The 21,516-nt window shown below is 71.9% G+C and carries 23 protein-coding genes and 1 tRNA gene; 9 read left to right on the top strand and 15 right to left on the bottom strand.

Features of this window, described 5'->3' with window-relative positions; genetic code table 11:
• Nucleotides 1-160: 160 nt before the first annotated feature.
• The 3 genes from ACYVO7_RS12615 to ACYVO7_RS12605 are packed head-to-tail and all read right to left on the bottom strand — an operon-like array spanning nucleotide 161 to nucleotide 4,304.
• Entirely contained in the window at nucleotides 161-2,437 is a 2,277-nt protein-coding gene (locus ACYVO7_RS12615; RefSeq protein ID WP_460450170.1) for a xanthine dehydrogenase family protein molybdopterin-binding subunit, read from the bottom strand.
• A complete protein-coding gene (locus tag ACYVO7_RS12610; protein ID WP_460450169.1) occupies nucleotides 2,437-2,934 on the bottom strand; it encodes a (2Fe-2S)-binding protein in 498 nt (165 codons plus the stop codon). Before ACYVO7_RS12610 ends, ACYVO7_RS12615 begins: the two co-directional genes overlap by 1 nt.
• Before the next feature lie 38 nt (nucleotides 2,935-2,972).
• Entirely contained in the window at nucleotides 2,973-4,304 is a 1,332-nt protein-coding gene (locus tag ACYVO7_RS12605) for a c-type cytochrome (RefSeq protein ID WP_460450168.1), read from the bottom strand.
• Between the two features lie 210 nt (nucleotides 4,305-4,514).
• On the opposite strand from ACYVO7_RS12605, the gene ACYVO7_RS12600 reads away from it, so the two are divergent.
• Together ACYVO7_RS12600 and ACYVO7_RS12595 are read left to right on the top strand one after the other, a co-directional pair.
• The gene (locus tag ACYVO7_RS12600; protein ID WP_460450167.1) at nucleotides 4,515-4,751 is read left to right on the top strand and encodes a hypothetical protein; all 237 of its coding nucleotides are present in this window, start codon (nucleotides 4,515-4,517) and stop codon (nucleotides 4,749-4,751) included.
• Between the two features lie 87 nt (nucleotides 4,752-4,838).
• Entirely contained in the window at nucleotides 4,839-5,180 is a 342-nt protein-coding gene (locus ACYVO7_RS12595; RefSeq protein WP_460450166.1) for a hypothetical protein, read from the top strand.
• Nucleotides 5,181-5,215: 35 nt separating this feature from the next.
• Here ACYVO7_RS12595 and ACYVO7_RS12590 read toward each other — a convergent pair whose 3' ends face one another.
• The 7 genes from ACYVO7_RS12590 to ACYVO7_RS12560 all read right to left on the bottom strand — a co-directional run bounded on the left by ACYVO7_RS12590 (nucleotide 5,216) and on the right by ACYVO7_RS12560 (nucleotide 10,672).
• Nucleotides 5,216-5,494 carry a GNAT family N-acetyltransferase gene (locus ACYVO7_RS12590; RefSeq protein WP_460450165.1) on the bottom strand — a complete coding sequence of 93 codons (279 nt, stop codon included), beginning with the start codon at nucleotides 5,492-5,494 and terminating at the stop codon, nucleotides 5,216-5,218.
• A gap of 26 nt (nucleotides 5,495-5,520) precedes the next feature.
• Entirely contained in the window at nucleotides 5,521-5,940 is a 420-nt protein-coding gene (locus tag ACYVO7_RS12585; protein ID WP_460450164.1) for a hypothetical protein, read from the bottom strand.
• Nucleotides 5,941-6,084: 144 nt separating this feature from the next.
• Nucleotides 6,085-6,303, bottom strand: a complete 219-nt coding sequence (locus tag ACYVO7_RS12580; RefSeq protein WP_460450163.1) for a hypothetical protein — start codon at nucleotides 6,301-6,303, stop codon at nucleotides 6,085-6,087.
• A 92-nt stretch (nucleotides 6,304-6,395) separates the two neighbouring features.
• Complete coding sequence (locus tag ACYVO7_RS12575) at nucleotides 6,396-6,833, bottom strand: cupin domain-containing protein (protein ID WP_460450162.1); 438 nt, start codon at nucleotides 6,831-6,833, stop codon at nucleotides 6,396-6,398.
• An 80-nt stretch (nucleotides 6,834-6,913) separates the two neighbouring features.
• The gene (locus ACYVO7_RS12570; protein WP_460450161.1) at nucleotides 6,914-7,858 is read right to left on the bottom strand and encodes an alpha/beta hydrolase; all 945 of its coding nucleotides are present in this window, start codon (nucleotides 7,856-7,858) and stop codon (nucleotides 6,914-6,916) included.
• A 140-nt stretch (nucleotides 7,859-7,998) separates the two neighbouring features.
• On the bottom strand, nucleotides 7,999-8,190 hold the full coding sequence (locus ACYVO7_RS12565) for a hypothetical protein (RefSeq protein ID WP_460450160.1): 192 nt from the start codon (nucleotides 8,188-8,190) through the stop codon (nucleotides 7,999-8,001).
• Nucleotides 8,191-8,281: 91 nt separating this feature from the next.
• A complete protein-coding gene (locus ACYVO7_RS12560; RefSeq protein ID WP_460450159.1) occupies nucleotides 8,282-10,672 on the bottom strand; it encodes an OmpA family protein in 2,391 nt (796 codons plus the stop codon).
• 579 nt (nucleotides 10,673-11,251) lie between these two features.
• Here ACYVO7_RS12560 and ACYVO7_RS12555 point away from each other — a divergent pair.
• The gene (locus tag ACYVO7_RS12555; RefSeq protein WP_460450158.1) at nucleotides 11,252-13,126 is read left to right on the top strand and encodes a methyl-accepting chemotaxis protein; all 1,875 of its coding nucleotides are present in this window, start codon (nucleotides 11,252-11,254) and stop codon (nucleotides 13,124-13,126) included.
• Nucleotides 13,127-13,247: 121 nt separating this feature from the next.
• Here ACYVO7_RS12555 and ACYVO7_RS12550 read toward each other — a convergent pair whose 3' ends face one another.
• The 3 genes from ACYVO7_RS12550 to msrB form a co-directional block, all read right to left on the bottom strand.
• A complete protein-coding gene (locus ACYVO7_RS12550; protein ID WP_460450157.1) occupies nucleotides 13,248-13,487 on the bottom strand; it encodes a hypothetical protein in 240 nt (79 codons plus the stop codon).
• A 118-nt stretch (nucleotides 13,488-13,605) separates the two neighbouring features.
• The gene (locus ACYVO7_RS12545) at nucleotides 13,606-14,178 is read right to left on the bottom strand and encodes a 2'-5' RNA ligase family protein (protein WP_460450156.1); all 573 of its coding nucleotides are present in this window, start codon (nucleotides 14,176-14,178) and stop codon (nucleotides 13,606-13,608) included.
• 8 nt (nucleotides 14,179-14,186) lie between these two features.
• Nucleotides 14,187-14,597: a peptide-methionine (R)-S-oxide reductase MsrB gene (gene msrB / locus ACYVO7_RS12540; protein WP_460450155.1), complete on the bottom strand. Its 411-nt coding sequence runs from the start codon at nucleotides 14,595-14,597 to the stop codon at nucleotides 14,187-14,189.
• A gap of 327 nt (nucleotides 14,598-14,924) precedes the next feature.
• On the opposite strand from msrB, the gene glgA reads away from it, so the two are divergent.
• Entirely contained in the window at nucleotides 14,925-16,364 is a 1,440-nt protein-coding gene (gene glgA, locus ACYVO7_RS12535) for a glycogen synthase GlgA (protein ID WP_460450154.1), read from the top strand.
• Here the strand turns inward: glgA and trhA are convergent.
• Together trhA and ACYVO7_RS12525 are read right to left on the bottom strand one after the other, a co-directional pair.
• Complete coding sequence (trhA, locus tag ACYVO7_RS12530) at nucleotides 16,361-17,026, bottom strand: PAQR family membrane homeostasis protein TrhA (RefSeq protein WP_460450153.1); 666 nt, start codon at nucleotides 17,024-17,026, stop codon at nucleotides 16,361-16,363. The two genes, glgA and trhA, sit on opposite strands and share 4 nt — an antisense overlap.
• Before the next feature lie 90 nt (nucleotides 17,027-17,116).
• Nucleotides 17,117-17,359 (bottom strand): hypothetical protein, encoded by a 243-nt coding sequence (locus ACYVO7_RS12525; RefSeq protein WP_460450152.1) that lies wholly within the window; start codon nucleotides 17,357-17,359, stop codon nucleotides 17,117-17,119.
• Nucleotides 17,360-17,554: 195 nt separating this feature from the next.
• Here ACYVO7_RS12525 and ACYVO7_RS12520 point away from each other — a divergent pair, with 195 nt between their 5' ends.
• The 5 genes from ACYVO7_RS12520 (at nucleotide 17,555) to ACYVO7_RS12500 (ending at nucleotide 21,473) form a co-directional block, all read left to right on the top strand.
• Nucleotides 17,555-18,346, top strand: coding sequence for a fumarylacetoacetate hydrolase family protein (locus ACYVO7_RS12520; protein ID WP_460450151.1), 792 nt, complete (start codon nucleotides 17,555-17,557; stop codon nucleotides 18,344-18,346).
• Nucleotides 18,347-18,449: 103 nt separating this feature from the next.
• Nucleotides 18,450-18,980 (top strand): metallophosphoesterase family protein, encoded by a 531-nt coding sequence (locus ACYVO7_RS12515; RefSeq protein WP_460450296.1) that lies wholly within the window; start codon nucleotides 18,450-18,452, stop codon nucleotides 18,978-18,980.
• Between the two features lie 135 nt (nucleotides 18,981-19,115).
• Nucleotides 19,116-19,192 (top strand) — tRNA-Met (locus tag ACYVO7_RS12510).
• 385 nt (nucleotides 19,193-19,577) lie between these two features.
• Nucleotides 19,578-20,606, top strand: coding sequence for an ABC transporter substrate-binding protein (locus ACYVO7_RS12505; RefSeq protein ID WP_460450150.1), 1,029 nt, complete (start codon nucleotides 19,578-19,580; stop codon nucleotides 20,604-20,606).
• Between the two features lie 99 nt (nucleotides 20,607-20,705).
• Entirely contained in the window at nucleotides 20,706-21,473 is a 768-nt protein-coding gene (locus tag ACYVO7_RS12500) for an ABC transporter ATP-binding protein (RefSeq protein ID WP_406853642.1), read from the top strand.
• The last annotated feature ends 43 nt before the right edge of the window (nucleotides 21,474-21,516 follow it).

Genomic DNA, 21,516 nt, shown 5'->3' with positions numbered 1-21,516 from the left:
CACGCTGTCATCCCCGGCGGCGCGCAGCGCCGGGAAGGGGATCCAGAGAGGTTTGGCGAGGGGCGCCGTTCGCCCGGCCTCCTGGATCCCCTTCCCGCGCCTGCGGCGCGCCGGGGATGATGGGGGAGGGTTGAAGAATTCTCATTCCTACTCGCCGCCCTCAGACGCCGATCGCCGATTTGATCCGGCCGGGCGTCATCGGCAGCTCGCGGCAGCGGACGCCGGTGGCGTCGGCGATGGCGTTGGCGATCGCGGCGGCGGCGGGGCCCTGGCTGGCTTCGCCGGTGCCCAGGAAGGGCTGGCCCGGCCGGTTGACGATGTGCACGTCGATCCGCTCCGGGACCGCCGAGAAGCGCAGGATCGGATAGGTGCTCCAGTCCCGGCTGAGGATGCGGGTGCGGTCATAGGCGACCTCCTCGAGGAGGCTCCAGCTGGCCGACTGGATGACCCCGCCCTCGATCTGGTTGCGGATGCCGTCCGGGTTCACGGCGTCGCCGCTGTCGACCGCGGCGGTCACGCCGAGCAGCCGCACGCGGCCGGTCTCCCGCTCGACCGCGACCTCCACCGCGATCGCCGCGTAGGCGCCGAGATTCTTGTAGCGCGCGAAGGCGAAGCCGCGCCCCCGCCCGGTTGTCCTGGCGTCCATGGCGAGGGGCTTCGACCAGCCGGCCTTGTCGGCCGCCAGGGCGATCACGTCGCGGGCGCGCGCGTCCTTGAGATGCTTGAGCCTGAACGCGACCGTATCGGCGCCGGCGGCCGCCGCGAGCTCGTCCATGAAGCTCTCGATGGCGAAGACGTTGAGATAGGCGCCGAGCCCGCGCATGGCGGAGACGCGCAGCGGCATCTCGGGCACGAAATGGTGCAGGATGCGCTGGCTCGGCAGGTCGTAGAGCGGAATGGCGTTGCGGTCGCCGCCGCCTTCCGGCTGCGGCAGGGGCTTCGGCGCGGCCGGAGCGAAGGGCTTCTCCAGGAGCTGGGCGGAGAGGAGCTGCCCGGCGCCGGGCGGGCGTGTGGAGTGGGTGTTGCTGCGCACCTCGTAGCGCCAGTCGACGATGGCCCCCGAGGCGTCCAGCGCCGCCGAGGCGCGGCTCATCATGACGGGGCCGTAGGGCTCGAAGCGGTGCTCGTCCTCCCGCATGTACTGCACGCGGACGGGACGGCCCGGCAGCGCCCGCGCCAGCAGCGCGGCGTCGGCGGCGGCGTCGTCCGCGCCGTTGTGGCCGTAGCAGCCGGAGCCCTCCACATGGATGCAGCGGACCTTGTCCTCGGGCGTCCCGAGCATCTCGGCCAGCGCGGCGCGCAGCGGGAACATGCCCTGCGCGTGGGTCCAGACCGTGAGGGCTCCGTCCTGCAGCTGAGCGACCGCGCAGGAAGGGCCGATCGACCCGTGCAATTGGTAATGGCGGCGATACTCCGCCTCGACGGTGCGGACCGCGGCGGCGGGCGCGCCGCGCTTCTCGTTGATGACCGTGTCCTCCGAGCGCAGGCCCGCCAGCGTCTCGAACACGCGTTCGCGGGCCGGCAGGGAGGCCGTCTCCGTCCAGCGCGTCGCCGCCGCAAGCGCGCGCGCGGCCGTCACCGCCTGGAACTCGCGCTCGGCGACGACCGCCAGGTAGCGCCCGTCGCGCACGACCTTCAGGACGCCCGGCATGCGTTCCACGGCGGCCGTGTCCACCTCGGCCAGCGCAGCCGCGGGGCTTGGCGGGCGCACCACCCGGCCATGCGCCATGCCGGGGAGCCGCAGGTCCTGCACATAGGCGGGTCCGCCCGCGACCTTGGCGGGGATGTCGACGCGCGGCAGCGACCGGCCCATCACGCGGCGCTGGTCATGGGGCTTCAGGCGGGACTGCGGCGCTGCGGTCGCGCGCAGCTCCTCGCCAGCGACAAGCTCGCCATAGCGGACGGAGCGGCCGTCCGGCGCCAGGATGCGGCCGTCCCGGACCTGAAGCTCGCCGACGGCGAGCGCCAGGCGGGCCGCCGCGAGGCCGAGCAGGATCTCGCGCACCTGGGCGCTCGCGTGCAGGATCGCCGTGCCGCTGTCCTGCATGGAGTGGCTGCCCGCCGTGAAGCCCTCATTGGCGGTGCGGGCCGTATCGGCGGTGACCAGCGTCAGCCTGGACGGATCGACGTCGAGCTGCTCGGCGGCGATCTGGAGGAGGGCGGTCTTGATCCCCTGGCCGAGCTCGGCCTTGCCGGTGAACACCGTGACGGCGTCGTCCTCTCCGACCCTGATCCAGGCGTCGAGGCGCGGCTCCGCCTTGAGGCTGCCGGGCAGCGGGCCGGCCGGCGTCGGCGCCTTGCCGATGTTCTGAGGCTCCTGCGCGGTCTCAGGCGCCTCCTGCGACAGCGCGGATCGGCCGGACAGGCTGAAGGACAGCACGAGGGCGCCGCCTCCGGCGAGGAGGGCGCGGCGGGTCGGGGCGGGCAAGGCGGTCATCACAGCGCTCCCTGCCTGGCGGGCGAAGAGTCGGCGGTGCGGCCGCCCGCCTTGGCGGCGCGGCGCACGGCCGCCAGGATCCGCATATGCGTCCCGCAGCGGCACAGATTGGCGTCCATGTGCTCGCGAATCTCGGCTTCGGTGGGCGAGGGCGTCTTCAGCAGGAGGGCGTGGGCGCGCATGACCATGCCGGCGATGCAGTAGCCGCATTGGGCCGCCTGCTCGTCGATGAAGGCCTGCTGCAGCGGGCCGGGCTTCTCGGGCGAGCCCAGGCCCTCGACGGTGACGATGTCGCGCCCGGCCAGCAGCGAAGCCGGCATGAGGCAGGAGAACACCGGCGCGCCGTCCACCACCACCGTGCAGGCGCCGCACTGGCCAAGCCCGCAGCCGAACTTCGCGCCGTTGAGCTGCAGCTCGTCGCGCAGGACGTAGAGGAGAGGCGTCCCGGGCTCGGCCTCGACGCGATGGGTCTTGCCGTTGATCCTGAGATCCACCATGAGGGTTTCCTCCGAACGCGTTCGTTTCGTTGCTCTCTTCAGTCGAGAGCTTGTTGCGCTACGCCGTCTGCCGGGGCGGCGGGAACGGCCTGCGCGGGACGCCCGCGGATCCGCAGGACGGCCGCCTGGACGTCCGGCCAGGGCGGCTGGTCGGTGAAGCGCGCCCGCAGATAGGCGGCGAGATCGGCGATCTGGCCGGGCGTCAACGCGTCGGCGAAGCCCGGCATGAGGGGCCCGGGCGCGCCCTGCGGCGTCCTGATTCCGTTCAGCACGACGTGCAGGACGTTGTCGGGAACGGGCGCAAACAACGAGGTGTGCTGCGCGAGGGACGGAACCGTGAAGGGCGTCCGCCCGCCGGTCGCGTGGCACTGGGCGCAGGCGCCCTGGTAGACGGCGGCGCCGCGCGCCAGGGCGGGATCCCTGGACCCGTCCGGCTCGGCGCGGGCCATCAGGCCGTCCCGCCGCGCCTTGTTGAACGGTCGGGGCGGACCCATGCGGTCCGCCACATAGGCGGCGATGGCGCGCACATCCGCCTCCGGCGCGCCGGCGAGGTTGGCGGTCACGGCCGCCATCGGGCCGACCGCGCCGCCATGGGCGGAGTCCCAGGAGCGCAGATAGGCGTAGAGGCTGTCCGCCGTCCAGGGCTCGGCCGAGGGCGAGGTCTCGTTCAGCGGCGGCGCCCACCAGCCCTCCGCCGCGCCGCCGTTGAAATGGGCCTTGGCGTCCTCGCCGCCGAACCGGGTCCGGGGCGTGTGGCAGGCGCCGCAATGGCCGAGCGCCTCGGCCAGATAGGCGCCGTGGTTCCACTGGTCCGATTTCGTCGGATCGGGACGGAACCGCTTCCGGTCGAGATAGAGCCAGTTCCAGCCGGTGACGATGGGCCGGAACCCGTAGGGGAAGCGCAGGCGGTTTTCGGGCGCTGTCGCCCGCACCGGGGTGCGGGTCATCAGGAAGGCGTAGAGGGCGTCGATGTCGCCGCTCGCCAGGCGCGTGTAGTGGCTGTACGGGAAGGCGGGGTAGAGACGCCGCCCCTCGCGGTCGACGCCCTCCCGCATGGCGCGGGCGAAGGCCTGCGCCGACCAGCGGCCGATGCCGGTGTCCGGATCCGGCGTGATGTTGGTGCCGTGGATGGTCCCGTATGGCGTCTCCAGCGCGACGCCGCCCGCGAAGGGCCTGCCGTTCGGGGCGGTGTGGCAGCTGGCGCAGTCGCCGATGGCGGCGAGTTCGGCGCCGCGCCGCACGGATTCCGGCGCGAAAGAGGCGGCCGGGGGCGCGTCGGTCGGCTTCAGCGGGCGGGACTGCAGGAGGGTGAGGCCCACGCCGGCGACGGCCAGGATCAGCAGCAGGGCGACGAGGTGGCGGATGCGCATGCGGAGGCTCCGCCCGCGGCGGCTCGCGGGCTCGGGACTGTTCAACCGTCCGGCGGTCGCCGGGGTTCCGTCCCCGGTTGGGGCCGGGGTTTCGTCCCCGGCTGGGGCCGGGGTTCCGTCCCCGGCTGGGGCCGGGGTTTCGTCCCGGGCGGGAACCAGGCGCGGCGGCGCTCATTGGCTCAGGACGACGCGACCACGCAGGAGGCGACGATGAGCGGACCACGCGACGACGGCGGCGCGCCCAAGCCCGGAGAGATGGGCGGAGCGCTGAACCAGAACAACCAGAGCGGCGCCGGCCAGAACGCCGAGAGCCCGGACGGCGGGACCCGGAAGGGGCCGCTCGCCCATCAGGGCCCGGTGGGCGGCGGCGAGGAGAACGCCGAGATGCGCCGGCGCGGCGCCGGCAAGGACACGGCCGACGAGCGGGTGGCGGGCGGGCGCGACTGAGCCGGCCTGGCGAGAGGCGGCGGAGCGATCCGCCGCCTCGGGCGTTGATGCGGGGACTGGGAGGCCGTCACGCCATCAGGAGACGCCATGATGTCCCATACGAAGCAGACCTCTTCTTTCGTCGCTCTTGCGCAGGCGGCGGTCCTCGGCTGCGCGGCCGCGCTGGCGGCCGGATCGGCCCTCGCCCAGGACAGGGTGATGCCGGCCCCGTCGACGCAGTCGCCCCAGGCCGCCCAGGGCGAGAAGCAGCAGAGCGGGAAGATGTCGGGGCAGGGCTCGGCGGGCACGGCGGCCGAGACGACGGGATCGGTCGCCGCCACGGGCGACACGCCCAAGGCCGGCCTCGACGCCGACTGCAAGACGACGCTCGCCCAACAAGGCTCGAAGGATCGGGCGGCCGTCGAGAAGTGCGGCCAGAAGGCCGAATAGGCGAGAGGCGGCGCGTCGCGCGCGCCGCATGTCATTCAGGCGACGAGGTCCCCGTATTCCGGATTGTCGGCGATGAAGCTGCGCACATAGGCGCAGGCCGGAATCACCGACTTGCCCGTGCTGCGGACCTCGTCGAGGACGCGCGAGACCAGCTCGGCGCCGACGCCGCGGCCCCTCAGGGCCCGGTCCACCTCCGTGTGGTAGATCGCGAGCCGGTCGCCGCGCTCCTCATAGAGGGCGTGGGCGACCGGGACTCCGTCCTGCGCGAGATCGAAGCGCCGGAGCGCATGGTCGTGGGTGAGCGCGTAAGTCATGCCGGACGCTTCGAACCTCCCTCGGCTCAATCGCAGACGCGGACGCGGCGGATGAACATCCTGCCCCAGGCGTCATAGACGCGCTGGCGTTCGATGAAGCAGGTTCCATAGCCGCCCACATAGGCCGGGGCGTAGCCGTAGCCATAGGCCGGGTAGCCGTAGCCGTAGCCATAGGCCGGCGCCGCCAAGGCGCCCAGCGCCAGGCCGCCGACGAGGCCCGCCGCGACGGGCGCGCCCCAGCCTCCGCCCCGCCAGTAGCCGCCGCGATATCCCCAACCACCGCCGCGATAACCCCAACCGCCGCCGCGCCAGGCTCCGCCATGGAAGCCGCCCGGACGGAATCCGACCCCGCCGCCCCGCCAGGCGGCCTCGGCCGGGAGAGTGAACGCGGCGACCGCCGCGAGCGCGGACGCGGCCAGCACCATTGTCTTCGTCGTCGTGACCATCGCGTGTCTCCTTCTGGAAACGATCGCGGCTTCAACTCCCGGGAATGCTTCATGTTCCGGCATGCGGTCGCGAGCGTCCTGGCGAGGATGCTCAGCCTGAATTGAGGCGGGGCTTGGGCGGAGCCGGCGGCCCGGGGGGCGGCTTCAGGCGGCCGGCCTGACGGCCTCGCCGGGCGGCGCGTCGTCCTCCGCGCGGTCCTCGCGGCCGACGCAGCGGGCGAGCCGCTCGGCCGCTTCGGCCGGAGGCATCCGGTCCACGAACCAGTCGCGCAGGACCAGGCGGTCGGCGTCGACGAGCTTCTTCTGGCCGTCGTGGCAATGAGCGGCGACGGCTTCCAGCCATTGCGTGAAGCAATTCTGCATCGTGCTGCTCCGCGTTCTGCGACGGGCGAAGCGGAGCACCGAAGTCCGACGAAAGCGTGGCGCTGCGCTGCGAAACGAGCGCCGGCGGCCGCTCAGAAGCGAAGGCGGTCGAGCTCGGGCAGCAGGACGACGCTCTCCTGCTCGTTGGGATCCGTGCGCGAGATGATGGCGACGCAGGGCTCCGTCCCCGGGTTGTAGGGCAGGTGCGGCACGTCGGCGGGGATGTAGAGATAGTCGCCCGCGCCGACCTCCATGTGGTGTTCGAGGTTCTCGCCGTAATACATCGCCGACTGGCCGCTCAGAACGTAGAGCGCGGTCTCGTGCGACGCGTGCTTGTGCGCCTTGGCGCGGCCGCCCGGCGGGATGGTGACCATCTGAAGGTGGATGCCCTTCGACCCGACGGTCTCGGCCGAGACGCCGGGCTTGTAGGGGAGCGCCTGCTTGCCGGTGAATTCGGCGCCTGGGCGCACCTTGCGGCAGGTCGGAGCGGCGGAGGCGCCTTGGGCGGCTTCGGCATGGGATGCGGACATGGATCTCTCCTCAAGTCTGCATGAGGGGTCATGCCCGCATTGAGCGCCGAGCCCGCGCGTTCGGCAAGCGCGGCCTGCCGCTACCCGCGGGCGAACTCCTCCCGCAGGAAGGCGCCGGCCGCCCGCGTCGCGGCGAGCGCGGCCGGGACGTCGCGGACCATGCGCATGAAGCCGTGCAGCACGCCGGGCCAGCTGTCCAGGCGGTAGCGGACGCCGGCCTCCGCGAGCCTCTGGGCGAGGATGAGCGTGTCGTCGGTCAGCGGATCGAGGCCGGCGCAGTTGAGGTAGAGCGGCGGCAGGCCGGCGAGATCGGCGTCGAGCGGCGCGGCCGCCGGGGGCGGCGCTGCGGCGGCCTCGCCCAGATAGTTGGCCCAGTACCACCGCATCCCGGCCGTGCCGAGCAGGTAGGAGCCGTCGCCGCAGCGCAGATGGCTCGGAGTGTCGAAGATCGGCGCGAAGCAGCCATAGAACAGCGCCGCCGTGCGCGGCAGGGGACGGCCCGCGGCCTTCCGGGCCACCATGGCCCCGAGCGCCAGATTGGCCCCCGCCGAGTCGCCCGCGACGGCGACCCGCGACGCGTCGGCGTGGACGCCGAGGCCGCCCTGCGCGATGAAGTCGAGCCCGGCCAGCACGTCGTCGAGCGGGGCCGGGAAGGGATGCTCGGGCGCCAGCCGGTAGTCCAGGCCCAGCACGGCGCAGCCGGACGCGCCGGCGAGGTTCTGCATGAGCGCGTGGTGGGATTCGATGGACCCGAAGGTCCAGCCTCCGCCATGGGCGTAGAGCACCACCGGGGAGGCGGGCTCGGCCGTCGGCCGGAAGAGCCGCGCCGGGATGGGTCCGGCCGGGCCCGGGACCGCGAGGTCGCGGATCTCGGCCATCGCATAGGGCGAAAAGTTCAGCGGGCGCTGCAGCGTCTCGAACAGCGCGCGTCCCTCGGCCGGCGGCATCGTGCGGTAGTCCACGGCGGGCTGGGCGCGGGCGCGGTCGAGGAAGGCCTGCGTGGCGGGATCGACATACAGCGTCATGGAAGGCGGCTCCGGAAGGACGAAGCGCGGCGACCGGTCTGCTCCCGGATCGTCTCGCGCCCGACTCGCATCATTCGCCGGGGATCCTAGCCGGCCCCGACGCCGCTTGCACGATACGCGGCGCGAAGGGCGGGGGCGCCCTAGATGGTGGCCTTATCGCCCGAGGTCAGGCGGCGCCAGCCGTCGTGGATCTGCGTGGCGACCGACTGGAAGCTGCGGTTCGCCACCTCCCAGTTGACCATGTTCTGGCCGGGGGCGGCGCTGGAGTCATGCACATAGGCGACGCCGACGGCGAGCAGGAACCCCATGATCATTCCGGTGAGCGTACGCATGGCGCCTCCTCGTCGTGAGCGCGGGGACAATCGCGCGGCCCCGGTGAAGGTTCCGGGACCGCCCGCGACGCGAGCGCCGCGGGCGGATCCCTCATTGCTGCTGCGGCTGGGCGTTCTCGCCGGACAACAGCGGGGTGATGCGCCGCAAGGTGACCCGCCGGTTCTCGCGCGAGGGCGCCTGCGTGTTCACCTTGAGGTACTGCTCGCCATAGCCCTGCGTGGTCAGGTTCTCCGGCGGCACCGCGAAATCCCGGGTCAGGATCGCGGCCACCGACTGGGCGCGGCGGTCCGACAGGGACAGGTTGTCGACGTCCGAGCCGACCGCGTCGGTGTGGCCCTCCAGCAGGAACACCTCGCTCGGGTTCGCCCGCACCGCCTGGTTGACGGCCTGGGCGAGGGTGGCGAGCCGCGGCGCCTGGTCGGGCGGCACGGTCCACGAGCCGGTCTCGAAGTTGATCGTGTTCACGTCGACGCTGCGCATGTGGGCGCGCAGATCCGGGCTGTAGCGCACTTCGTCGAGCGTGTAGCGGCGCGGCACGGCGGCCACCGGCGGGGCCGTGATCGTCTCGTAGATCAGGCGCTCGTCGGCGATGTCGGCGTCCACCACATAGCGCTCGCGCGGAATGCGCAGCGGCGGGGGCGGGAGTTCGATCACCTCGTCCTCGAAGCTGCGCGGCGGCCCGCGCCAGCCATTGTCGATCAGCACGACCTCGCGGCCGTCCGGGCTCCGGCGGATGCGGCGCAGCAGTCGGCCGCTCTCGTCGGTGACCGTGACGACCTCCTCGCCGCCGCCGCGGTCGTAGATGGTCACCTGCTCGCCCTGGCGGCGCTCGGTGCGGACCGAGCCGCCCAGCTCGCGGAAGCGTTCGGTCTCGTCGTGGCGCAGGAACACGCGGTCGTTCTCGCCGCGATAGATGGTGCGGCCGGGCTCCTGGATGACGGTGACGCCGTCCTGCGTGACCTCGCGGCGGCGCTGGCGGACGTCGTCGAAGTTGCGTGCGCCCTCGGACGCCATGTAGCCGCCCACGAAGCCTGCCGCCGCCCCGAGCGCCGCTGCGCCCGCCGGACCGATGCCGCCCCGGCGCGGCGCCGCGGCGGAGGGTTGGCCGGGCTGCTGGCCCGGGACCTGTCCGGGCGCGAGCTGGGCCGGCGCGCCAGGCGGCGCGGCCGGGGGCGGGGCGAAGCCCGGCGCCTGAGTCTGGGCGGGGGCTCCGGGCGGACGCCCGCCGGGCTGGCCGGCGACGGGCGGTTGACCCGGCTGGGGCGCGAGGCCCTGCGGGGCGGGCGGCGCGCCCGGCGCGGGCGGCTGGCCGGCGACGGGAGGCCGGCCTTGGCCGGGGACGGGCGGCTGTCCCGGCGCGGCTTGTCCGGGCGCGGGCTGGCCTGGGGCGGGCTGTCCCGGCGCGCCGGGCCTTCCCGCCGCTCCCGGCTGGCCGGGCGCGCCGGGAATGCGCCCGGGCTGGACCTGGCGCGGCGTTCCTGGAGCGGGCGGCGCGCCGGGCGCGGGCGGCTGCGCCGCCGCCGGGGGCGGGGGCGGGACGGCGCCGGGCGCCGGAGGGCCGCCGGGCGCGGGCGGCTGCGCCGCCGAAGGAGCGCCGGGGGCGGGGTTCACGGCCTGGGCCGGAGGGAGGCCGGGGCGCGGTCCGCCGGGACGCAGCGCCGGCGAACCGGGCGGCGCTCCGCGCGGCGCTTCGCCGGGCGCGGCGCCGAGCCCGGGCCGGGCGGGCGCGGCCCCGGGGGGCGCGGCGGCGGCGGGCGGAGGAGGAGGAGGAGGAGGAGGGGCCGCGGCGGCGGGCGGCCGCGGCGCGCCGGGCGGCGGGCCGCCGGGTCCCGAGCGTCCCGGAGCGGGCTGGCCCTCGACGCCCGGCGCGGGCCGCGGCGCGGTCTGGGCGGCGGGCGGGGGAGGAGGCGCGGCGCGAGGGGGCGCGGGAGGCGCGATCCCGGCGGGCGGCGGCGGAGGCGGCGCAGGCGCGCGCGGCGGGGCCGCCGGCGGGGCCGGCTGGCGCGGAGCGGCGGCCGGAGGGGGCGGCGGAGCGACGGGGGGCGGGGCGGGACGCGGCGCGGCGGCCGGCGGGGGCGCGGGCGGAGCAGGCGGGCGCGGGGCCACGACCGGCGGCGGCGCGGCGGGAGGCTGCGGCCGCGGCGCCGCGCCGGGCGGCGGGCCCGGCGGGAGGCCGGGCGCGGCCTGGGGAGGTCGTCCGCCGGGACCGGGACCTGCCGGACCGGGACCTCCCGGCGCCGGGCCCCGCTGCCCCGGACCTCCGGGCTGGCCCTGCGGTCCGCCCCGGCGTTGAGGCCCTCCCTCGGCCGGCTCGGGCGGCTGCCCCTGGGCCAGCACGATCGGCGGGTCCGATGCGACGCGCGCCGCGGCGACGTCGGCCGCGGACCGGCGCGCCGCATCCGTGGACGCGAAAGCGGGCTGGCCAAGGAGCAGCGCCGGACCCATCACGCCGGCGAGCAGAAGGTCTCTTGTCTTTGTCATGATCTCGTCTTGCCGTTTCGGGGGCGCCAAGCTTTCAACCGAGAGCGACCCTCGTGTGGCCGGCTTGCGGCGAACATGGGGCGGCCCGAAGGGCGCTCGGGGCGGCGCTTCTGGGGCAGGCGACGTCAGCCCACCCCAGCGCCGCCGGATCTTCTCCCGACATCCCTCGTTCGACGGTTGCGGCGCCGCGTGTCCGCGCGCCAGGCCGCCTCAGGCCCGCGACGCCCTGCTCACGGCAGCGTCACGAGCGTCGCGGCGACACCGGCGGCCAGATACGCGAACACGAGCAGGCCTAACGTCCGTCTCATCAGCTTTCGCAGTCGCATTGCGGTCAGTTCCGTCATGCCTTGCCTCCTGCGGCTATGCGGGACGCCCCCAGACCACGCATGAGGCTACGCCTGCGGACGGCGCCGCAGCGTGCGGTGGCTCACACCTCCGGCGGGCGGTGCGGCTTCGCACCGTCGCGGCAGGGGGCCGCTGCGGGCTAGCGCCCGGTAAGCAATCCAAGGTTGCATTAAGAGATGTCGCCTAGGGTCCGTTCGAGCCCGGCGCGGTGTCGGGCTCGCGGATCCCCCGTCTATGCGTCCAGGCTCCATCTGGTTGAGCTCCGTCGGCCTCGCGGCCGTCATCTGCGTCTGCGTGGGCGCCCATGTGTACGAATACGCCGCGCTGGCGCGGAAGGACGCGGAGGTCTACGCGACGAACATCGCGACGGTGACGGCGGCCGGCATCGAGCAGATCTTCGCCAACGTCGACAGCAACATCAAGGTGACACGAAACATCTTCACCGAGATCAAGGACATCGATGCGTTCGAGTACAAGGTCTCGCGCTATGTCCACCCGGACCAGCATACGCTGCAGATCGCCATCCTGGATCGCAGCGGCTACCTGATCTATTCGTCACGGCCGGTGAAGGGCAAGTTCGACCTCAGCGACCGGGCTTACTTCCAGTTCCACGCCAATGTGGCCGACGACCAGCTCTATGTGAACTCGCCGGTGCCGAGCAAGCGCGAGGTCTGGAACGGCCAATGGTTCATTCCGGTCAGCCGCCGCATCACCAATCCGGACGGCACCTTCGGCGGCGTGGTGGTGGCCACGCTGGACCCCTATTCCTTCTCCCGCGTCTTCGACGACATCGACATCGGAAACGACGGGGCGCTCACGATGCTGTCCGAATACGGGGCCGTGGTGTCTCGCCGGGGACTGACCAAGGACACGATCGGCAAGTCCATGGCGGGATCGCAGCTGCTGACGCTGGCGAGACGCAACGCCAAGGGCCTGTTCTACGGGGTCGACGAGATCGACGGCGCGCCGCGGCTGATGGCCTATCGGGCGCTGGGGACGTCGGGCCTGACGGTGGCGGTCGGGCTGTCGCATGACAGGGCGTTCGGGGCCGCCGAACGACAGACGGGCTTTGGCGTGATGCTCGCCTTGCTGAGCTCCGCCCTCGTTCTCGGCCTTGGCGGCGCGGTCGCGCGCAGCCGCACGAAGCTCTTCTCCAACCAGCGGCTGCTGGAGATCGCGGCCGCCTCGAACGACGCCAAGGACGCCGAGCTCACCGCCCTGCAGGCCCAGGAGGCGCGGCTCAGGCGCGAGCTGGAGATCGCCACCGGGCTCGACGCTTTCGAGGAGCATGTGCGCAGCAGCACCTCCGAGATCACCGCGTCGATCGAGCGGCTCGGCTCGGCCTCCTCGCTGCTCTCCGCCCGGGCGGCGGACACGCGCCGGCACGCCGCCGAGGTGCTGGGCGTGTCGGGCCGCGCCCTGCACCGGACCGAGCAGGTCGTCGAGATGGCGAGCGAGCTCGTCACGCTCAGCGAGCGCATCAGCGACAGCGCCGCCGCCAGCTCGGCGCTGGCCGAACGCTCGGTGGACAGCGCGCGCGAGACCGACCTCGCCGTGAAGGACCTCGATGCGGCCGCGTCCGAGATCGACTTCGTGGCGAGCTTCATCTCGGGCGTGGCCCGCCAGACCAATCTGCTCGCCCTCAACGCGACCATCGAGGCGGCGAGGGCGGGCGAACGCGGCCGCGGGTTCGCCGTCGTGGCCGGCGAGGTGAAGGCGCTCGCCGAGCAGACCAGCCAGGCGGCGCAGAAGATCGCGGTGCAGACCCAGGCCATCAAGCATGCGGGCGGGCGCACCTCGGCGGTGGTCCGCGCGGTGGTCCAGAGCATCCACGACGTGGCCGGGATCAGCCGGACCGTGGCGCTCGCCACGCATGAGCAGGCCAGCTATTCGGCCGAGATCGAGCGCTCGATCGCGAAGGTCCAGGACGAGAACGAGAAGCTGGCGGGCGCGGCTGAGAGCCTGAACGGCGCGACCGGCGAGGCGGAGGCCGTGGTGGCGGCGGTCGTCGACGTGGCGAGTTCGCTGCGGGGCCACGCCGACCTGCTGAGATCCAGGAGCGAGACCGTGTCGGGCGCGCTGATGCGCGCTCCGGCGGCCGCGCCATAGCGGGCCAGACGCGAAGGCCGGCAAGACAAAACCGGCGAAGCGGGATGCGCTTGCCGGTTCGTCCTTCGACCGTCATGGGCGTGGGCCGGACCGCGATCCGCCCCGTCCCGTCAGGCCGCGGTCACATGGCGCGGTGCATCCGCTTGCGGCTGTGCTTCATCTTCTTGTGCGAACGGGTCATCTTGCGGCTGGAGCCCGTGGACATGTCCATGCCGGTGCGGGCCGAGGCGCCCATGTCGCCCTGCATCATGCTGCGCGAGCCGGTCTGGCCGGCGGTCGAGGAGGTCGGCGACTGCTGGGCCAGCGCGAGGCCCGGGATGGCGATGGCGAGGCCTGCGGCGAGCATCATTGTCTTCATCATGGCGTTTCTTCCTCATGGTTAGGAACCGCAGCCCAACGGCGGGTCGGGAAGGGAGTTCCGGGGGAGGAACCGGAGGTCTTTGCGCCAATCGTCGCAGGCTCGCCCGAAGGCGGGGGGATCACGCGGGCGCGCCGCCGAAATCATATCCGCCGGCGCGGTCCCAGGGACCGCCGCGATAGATCCAGAGGTCCAGACCGTCGATCTCGAAGTCGAAGGGCTCGAACACGGCGCAGAGCCCGTCGAAGGTGCGGCGCGCGCGCTCCGCCGGGACCTTGTTCTGCAGGGTGACGTGGGGTCGGGCCGGCCTGAGGTCCTGCGGGGTGAGCCACAGCCGCCAGCGGTCCGCGAGGTCCTGCCGCAGACGCGCCAGCCCCGGCGACTCGACGGCGACCTGCACGCCCTGCCCGGTGAAGCGCAGATGCGTGGCGCGGGCGGGAAGCGGGTCCAGCCGCCAGGCGCATTCGATGAGCTCGTCCTCGATCTCGGCGAGGGCGTCGCCCGGCAGCTTGTGGAAGAGCGTCAGGTGGGCCGGGACCTGGTTGCGGTCGGCCGGATAATGCGCGCGACGCCGGGCCTCGAACCAGGCCGCCGCGGCGCCGCCGAGCCGAGCCGTGAGGATCAGGGGATCCGGCCCCGCGACGCCCTCGCCGGCGGCCGCGTCGGGCTCGCCGTTCCGCCCCTGATCCTGCACCGGACGGCTCAGTCCGGCGTGAAGGCGAGGGCGACGCCGTTCATGCAATAGCGCAGGCCGGTGGGCGGGGGGCCGTCCGGGAAGACGTGGCCGAGATGTCCGCCGCACTGGCTGCAATGCGCCTCGGTGCGCAGCATGCCGTAGCTGCGGTCCTCGCTGGTCTCGACCGAGCCGGGCAGGGGGGTGTTGAAGCTCGGCCAGCCGGTCCCGCTCTCGAACTTGGCGCCGCCCCTGAACAGGGGCTGGCCGCAGCCGACGCAGGAGAACACGCCCGGGCGCTTCTCGGCCAGAAGGGCGCAGCTCCCCGGGCGCTCCGTCCCGTGGCCGCGCAGCACGTCGTACTGCTCTGGCGTGAGGATGCGCCGCCACTCCTCGTCAGTGTGGCTCACCGGATAGGATTTCGTCGCCGCAAGGGCCATGGAACACTCCTCGAAGGGGGACGGCGCCGGGCGCCGCCGGATCGGGACAGCGGCAATATAGTCCTTCGGCGGGTTCCGAACAGGGCGGGAGCTCTCAAGCCTCCGCGAGCCGCCGCCGAAGACACCCGATCGCAAGAAGGATCTGCGCCGTTATCGAGCCCACGCCCCACATTGGCGGCTTGGGTGCACTGCAAAAATTCTTTTCGCGGCTGCGAGAAAAATCTTGGCGAAACGGTGGAACCGGAGGCGACATCGTGGCGTTGCAGGATCATCTCAATCCGACCTCGCCAGCCCGAGCGCCAGCGCGGCCAACCTCCGAAAAGCTGAATGCGCGAACGCATCTTGTTCGTCACGCCGGAATTCGCGGGCTTCGCCAAGGCCGGCGGGCTTGGAGAGATTTCGGCCGCCCTGCCGCGCGCGCTGCGCAGGCTGGTGGACGTCCGGGTTCTGATCCCCGGCTACCGGGAGGTCGTCGCCTCGGCCGGGCCCATGCAGGTGGTGATGGGCCTGCCCGCCAGGGGCGCGATCCCGGCCTGTTCGATCGCCCGCACCCAGACCGCCGACGGCATCGTGGTCTATGTCCTGATCTGTCCGGAGCTGTTCGACCGCCCCGGCTCGCCCTATGGCGACCAGCACGGCGTCGACTGGCCGGATAACGACCTGCGCTTCGCCAGGCTCAGCCTCGCCGCCGCCGAAGCCGCGGGTCCCTACCCGCTCGAGGGCTGGCGACCGGACCTGCTGCATGTCCATGACTGGCCGGCGGCGCTGACGCCAGCCTATCTGGCGTGGCGCGACAGCGCCGTGCCCTGCATCCTGACGGTGCACAACCTGGCCCACCAGGGCCTGTTCCCGCCCGAGCGGATGGAGCGCCTGGGCATTCCCGAGCGGGCCTACCAGATCGACGGCGTGGAGTTCCACGGGCAGGTGTCGTTCCTGAAGGCGGGGCTGTTCTACGCCAACCACATCACCACGGTGAGCGAGACCTACGCGCACGAGATCACTACGCGCGAGCATGGCTGCGGGCTCGAGGGCCTGCTGCGGGCGCGCTCCGACGAGGGTCGGCTGACCGGCATCCTGAACGGCATCGACGAGAGCTGGGATCCCTACACCGACCCGCATCTGGCCGCGCCCTTCGAGCCGGGCCAGTGGCGCGGCAAGGCGAAGAACGCGCACAGCGTGCGCAAGGCGTTCGGCCTGGCGGTGTCGCGCGGACCTCTGTTTGCGGTGGTGTCGCGGCTCGTGCCCCAGAAAGGCGTCGACCTGACCATCGAGGCTGCGGAGTCCATCGTCCGGCAGGGCGGGCAGATCGTCGTCACCGGCAAGGGCGAGGCGCGGTTCGAGACCGAGTTGAAGGCGCTGGCCCGAAAGCACCCGGGGGCCGTGGGGATCTCCATCGGCTTCGAGGAGCAGCTGGCGCGGCGCATTTACGCCGGCAGCGACTTCCTGCTGATGCCGTCGCGGTTCGAGCCCTGCGGGCTGAGCCAGATGTACGCCCAGCGCTTCGGGTCCTTGCCGGTGGCCTACGCCACGGGCGGGCTCGCCGAGACGATCGACGACGGCGCCACGGGCTTCCTGTTCGAGAAGTCGAGCCTGGCGAGCTTCCTGGGCGCCGTGTACCGGGCCTTCGACGCCTATCGCAGCGCCTCGCGGCTGGAGGAGATGCGGCGGGCCGCCATGGCGTGCGACCGAAGCTGGGCGAGGCCGGCGCAGGACTACGCCCGCCTCTTCGGCCGGGCGCTGGGGGGCGCCCGCGAGGCGGCCGCCTAGGTCCGCGACAGGACCATGCAGTCCAGCACGGCGACGTAGTGGCAGCCGGCGGCCGCCAGCACGAAGCCGTGCCAGATGGCGTTCTGGAACCGCAAGCTCTCCCAGACGTGGAAGATCACGCCCAGCGAATAGAGCAGCCCGCCGGCGGTGAGCAGCCACATCGCGGTGGTCGGCAGCGCCTTGGCGAGCGGATCCAGCGCGAACACGATGGCCCAGCCGAGCGCGAGATAGATGGCGATGGCGAGCCGGTCGAAGCGGCCGGGCAGCAGGATCTTCATGGCGGCGCCCGCGATCGCGCCCGTCCACACCGTGATGGACAGGCTGGGCGCCCAGAGGCTCTCCCGCAGCACGGTCATGAAGGGCGTGTAGGTGCCGGCGATCATGACGTAGATGGCCGAATGGTCGAAACGCCGCAGCAGCCACTTCAGGCGCGAAGGCGGGACCATGTTGTAGGCCGCCGAGAAGCCCAGCATGGCCACCAGGGCGGCCGAGTAGACGATGACCGAGGTGAGCTCGAGCGCGCCGGTCACTCCGGCCGCGAAGACGATCAGCAGCGCCGCGCCGATCAGGCCTCCCACGACGCCCACGGCGTGAATGCAGCCGTCGGCGACCAGCTCGGCGAGGTCATAGACGCGCGTGAGACCCGCCGGCCGACCGTCCATCCCGCATCCCTTCTCGCCGTATCGTTCATACATCAACCATGAATGCGGCTGAAGCGGGTTCGATCCCCGGCGAGAGCGGCCGCCCCGGGTTTATTTTTCGGGGGAGGGGGCGCCCGCCGCCCCCTGGGCCTCGGCGGCCGCGGCGGCGGGCGATTGGCCGGGGCGGTAGAACCAGTGCCCCTCGGCGGCGACGCGGGCCACGATGGCCGCGTCGATCTCGGACGGGTCGACCTCTTTCAGCAGGGTCCAGTCGCCCGGCGGCAGGCCCCGGCCATCGCGGTCGGCGCAGACCGCGAGGGAGAATTGCGCGTTGGTGAAGAGATAGAGCGGCAAGGGCTTGGCTCCCGAGGCGCGCCATTCCGCACCAAAGCCGTACAATGCCCGAGCGGCCGGCGGGTTGCGCGCGCCGATGACATGGGGCCCGGCGGATCGTTGACAATCCGTCGCCGTTGCAACCCCATGGCGCGTGGGCCGCGTCTCGTCGGCCGCAGCGAACGCATGGCGCAACAAGACGCTGAGAGGAACTCCATGGAGCAAAGCCGTCGTGAAATCCTGTCGCTCGCGGCCCTGGCCGGCGCGGGCGTGGCGCTCGCGCCAGGGGCGCAGGCCCAGGTGACCGCCTCCCCCAAGACCCTGTTCCCGGTGGCGCAGACCACGATCCCGATCGTCGGGACGGACCAGGTCTTCCCGGTGCGCAGGATCTACTGCATCGGCCGCAACTACGCCGCCCATTCCCGCGAAATGGGGTCCGACCCCAATCGCGAGCCGCCGTTCTTCTTCCAGAAGCCGAGCGACGCGATCCAGAACGTCAAGGTCGGCGAGGTCGCGGACCATCCCTATCCGTCGCTGACGAAGAACTACCACTACGAAGTGGAGCTGGTGGCGGCGCTGAAGAGCGGCGGCCGCAACATCCCCATCGACAAGGCGCTGGAGCACGTCTTCGGCTACGCGGTCGGCCTCGACATGACGCGCCGCGACCTGCAGCGCGCCATGGGCGACGAGAAGAAGCCCTGGGAGATCGGCAAGAGCTTCGACCGCTCGGCGCCGATCGGGCCGCTGCATCCGGCCGACAAGACGGGCCCGTTCGAGAAGGGCGCGATCTCGCTGGCCGTGAACGGGCAGGTGAAGCAGTCCAGCAACCTGTCCAACATGATCTGGAGCGTGGCCGAGCAGATCTCCAAGCTCTCGGAAGCGTTCGAGCTGATGCCCGGCGACATCATCTACTCCGGCACGCCGGAGAATGTCGGCCCGGTGGTGAAGGGCGACGTGCTGCTCTGCAAGATCGAGGGCCTGCCCGACATGTCGATCAAGATCGTCTGACCTTCGGCCCGGTGCGATGGCGCGGCGGCGCAACGGCCGCCGCGCCGGCGAGGCGGACGCTGGCGGGGCGGAACCGCCGGACCGCGCCGCCGCTTTCCCGCCCATGACGGTCTTCTTCACCAGCGACACCCATTTCGGCGACCCGCGCGTGCTGCGGATCGACCGGCGCCCCTTCGCGTCCCTCGAGGCGCATGACGAGGCGCTGATCGCGAACTGGAACGCCGTCGTGGGGCCCGCCGACGAGGTCTGGCATCTCGGCGACTTCGCGCTCGGCAAGCCGGACGGCCGGGCCGACGCGCTGCTCGACAGGCTGGCCGGGACCAAGCATCTCGTCATCGGCAACAATGACGGGCCGGCCACGGTCGCGTCGACCCGCTGGGCCAGCGTGCAGCACTACGCCGAGATGGAGCTCGACGGGGTGAAGCTGGTGATGTGCCACTACCCGTTCCGGACGTGGAACCGCATGGGGCAGGGCGTGCTCGACCTGCATGGCCACAGCCACGGCAAGCTGACCCCCGCGCCGCGCCAATACGACGTCGGGGTGGACGTGCACGACTTCCGGCCCGCGACGCTGGAGGAGGTGCGCAGGCGACGGCGCAGGGCTCCCGCGGCCCCGGCGCGGGCCCCCGCCTGAGCGGCCCGGCGCGGCCGGCGCCCGCCCCCGGACCGAGCGCTCCCGGCGCTTGACACCCCGTCTCGCCGCAGACTATATCCGCGACGCCTCGCGGGGGTGCAACGACCGAACCCCGCGACAGCCGCAAGGCCCTGGGGCGGAGTAGCTCAGCTGGTTAGAGCAGAGGAATCATAATCCTTGTGTCGGCGGTTCGATTCCGTCCTCCGCTACCATTTTCGCCCGCAGAACATTTCGGGGTCGCCTTCGCCACGGCGTTCTGGTCTGGCGTCGTCGCAATCCCGACACAATCGCCTGTCATATAGTCTTCGTGCTGCGGTCCTTGGCTTCGCTTTGAGGATCGCCTGACCCGAGCTTTCGTCCGACCACGGATGTACTGGCGAGTTGATGGTTCGGGGCACACTGGGAACGCCGCCTTGGGGAAACTCATGGCGGCTTTTTCGTGTCTGGGCTGCATGTTGCGGCTCCGGAAGCACCGCACGCCGGCGCCTTGCGCTTCGCCCACACGCTTAGCCTCTCACGGGATGGGCCCTCCCTCCTTTTCGGTTGCTCATCGTGCGCTAGTGCATTAGTGCATGGAAAAACCCGGGAGGATCCGCCGTGCTCAATCGCCGTGACATTCTGGCCGCCGCAGCCTCGACGGCCGCCCTTTCGACGGCCGCCTTGGGGTTGGCTTCGCGGGCGTCCGCCCAGTCCAAGTCCGAGATCACGATCAGCCGTCAGCCGGGCATCCTCTACATGCCCCTGCATGTCATCGAGAAGCACAAGCTCATCGAGAAGCACGCCGAAAGGCTGGGCGTGAAGGGCCTCGTCGTCAAATGGCTGTCCTTCAGCAATGGCGGCGCCCAGCAGGACGCGCTGATCTCCGGCAATGTGGACCTGGTGAACACCGGCACCGGTCAGCTTCTGCTGCTGTGGGACCGCACCAAGGGCGGGATCAAGGGCATCGTGGCGAGTTCGGCGCTGCCGCTGAAGCTCGTCAGCCGCGACCCGCGCATCAAGACCCTCAACGATCTCGGCCCGACCGACAAGATCGCGGTGCCGACGGTCAAGACCTCGACCCAGGCCATCCTCCTGCAGATGGCCGCGGCCAAGATGTTCGGCCCGGACCAATACGCCAGGTTCGATCCCAACACGGTGCAGATGGGCCATCCGGACGGCTTCATCGCGCTGAAGAACGCCAGCCACGAGGTGCGCAGCCACTTCGCCGCGCCGCCCTTCGATTATTACGAGCTGAAGGAGGTCCCGGACGCGCATGTCGTGATCAACTCGGCCGAGATCATCGGCGGGCCGCTGTCGCAGGGGCAGTTCTTCACGACGACGAAGTTCGCCGACCAGAACCCGAAGGTGATCGAGGCGGTGCGCAAGGCGGCCGAGGAGGCGAAGGCCTTCATCGAGACCAATCTCGCGGACGCCATCGAGGCCTACAAGGAGATCAACAACGACAAGACGCCGGCCGAGGTCCTGAAGGACCTGCTCGGCCAGCCCGGCATGATGGAGTGGAACCTGTATCCGCAGGGCACCATGAAGTTCGCCGCGCACCTCAACAAGGTGGGGACGCTGAAGACCATGCCGGCGTCGTGGAAGGACTACTATCTTCCGATCGCCCACGACCTGCCGGGCAACTAACCCGGCCGGCTGCGCCGACCCGGCCGGCTGCGCCGGCTTGCCTTTTCCGGCGCAGCGTCATTTCTGAAGATCCGTTTTCGCGCAGACCAGGATTTCGCCATGGCCCCCCTTCTCGACGTGAACGGCGTGACGCTGCGCTACAAGACGCCGGGCGTGCTGGTCACCGCGACCGAGCGGGTCAGCTTCTCGGTCAACGCGTCGGACCGGTTCGTGCTGCTCGGTCCCTCGGGGTGCGGGAAGTCGACGCTGCTGAAGGCGGTGGGCGGCTATCTCACCCCCAGCGAAGGCTCCATCTCCATCAAGGGCCGCAAGGTCACGGAGCCGGGCGCGGACCGGATGATGGTGTTCCAGGAGTTCGACCAGCTGCTGCCCTGGCGCACCGTGCTGGAGAACGTCATGTTCCCGCTGCAGGTGGCGCGCGGGCTGAGCCGCCGCGACGCGGAGGCCAAGGCTCGGGCCTCGCTCGAGAAGGTGAACCTGACCCGCGCGGTGGACAGCTACCCGCACACGCTGTCGGGCGGCATGAAGCAGCGCGTCGCCATCGCCCGCGGCATGGCGATGGAGCCCGACATCCTGCTGATGGACGAGCCCTTCGCGGCGCTCGACGCGCTGACCCGGCGCACCTGCCAGGACGAGCTGCTGCAGCTCTGGCAGGACACCAAGTTCACGGTGCTGTTCGTGACGCATTCGATCGCCGAGGCGATCAAGATCGGCAACCGCATCCTGCTGCTCTCGCCGCATCCGGGGCGGGTGAAGGCGGAGGTGATCGACGTCGACAAGGTCTCGGCGGAGGACGGCACGGCCGCCCAGCTGGAGAAGAAGATCCACGAGCTTCTGTTCGCCGATGAAGCGGCCCACGCGGAGTGAGCGACATGACCGACCACGCCGCCGTTCCCCCGTCCGCCGCCGC

The sequence above is a fragment of the Alsobacter sp. SYSU BS001988 genome (assembly GCF_054796215.1).
The sequence above is the reverse complement of the archived record's forward strand: the minus strand, read 5'-3'. Positions and strand labels throughout refer to the sequence as shown.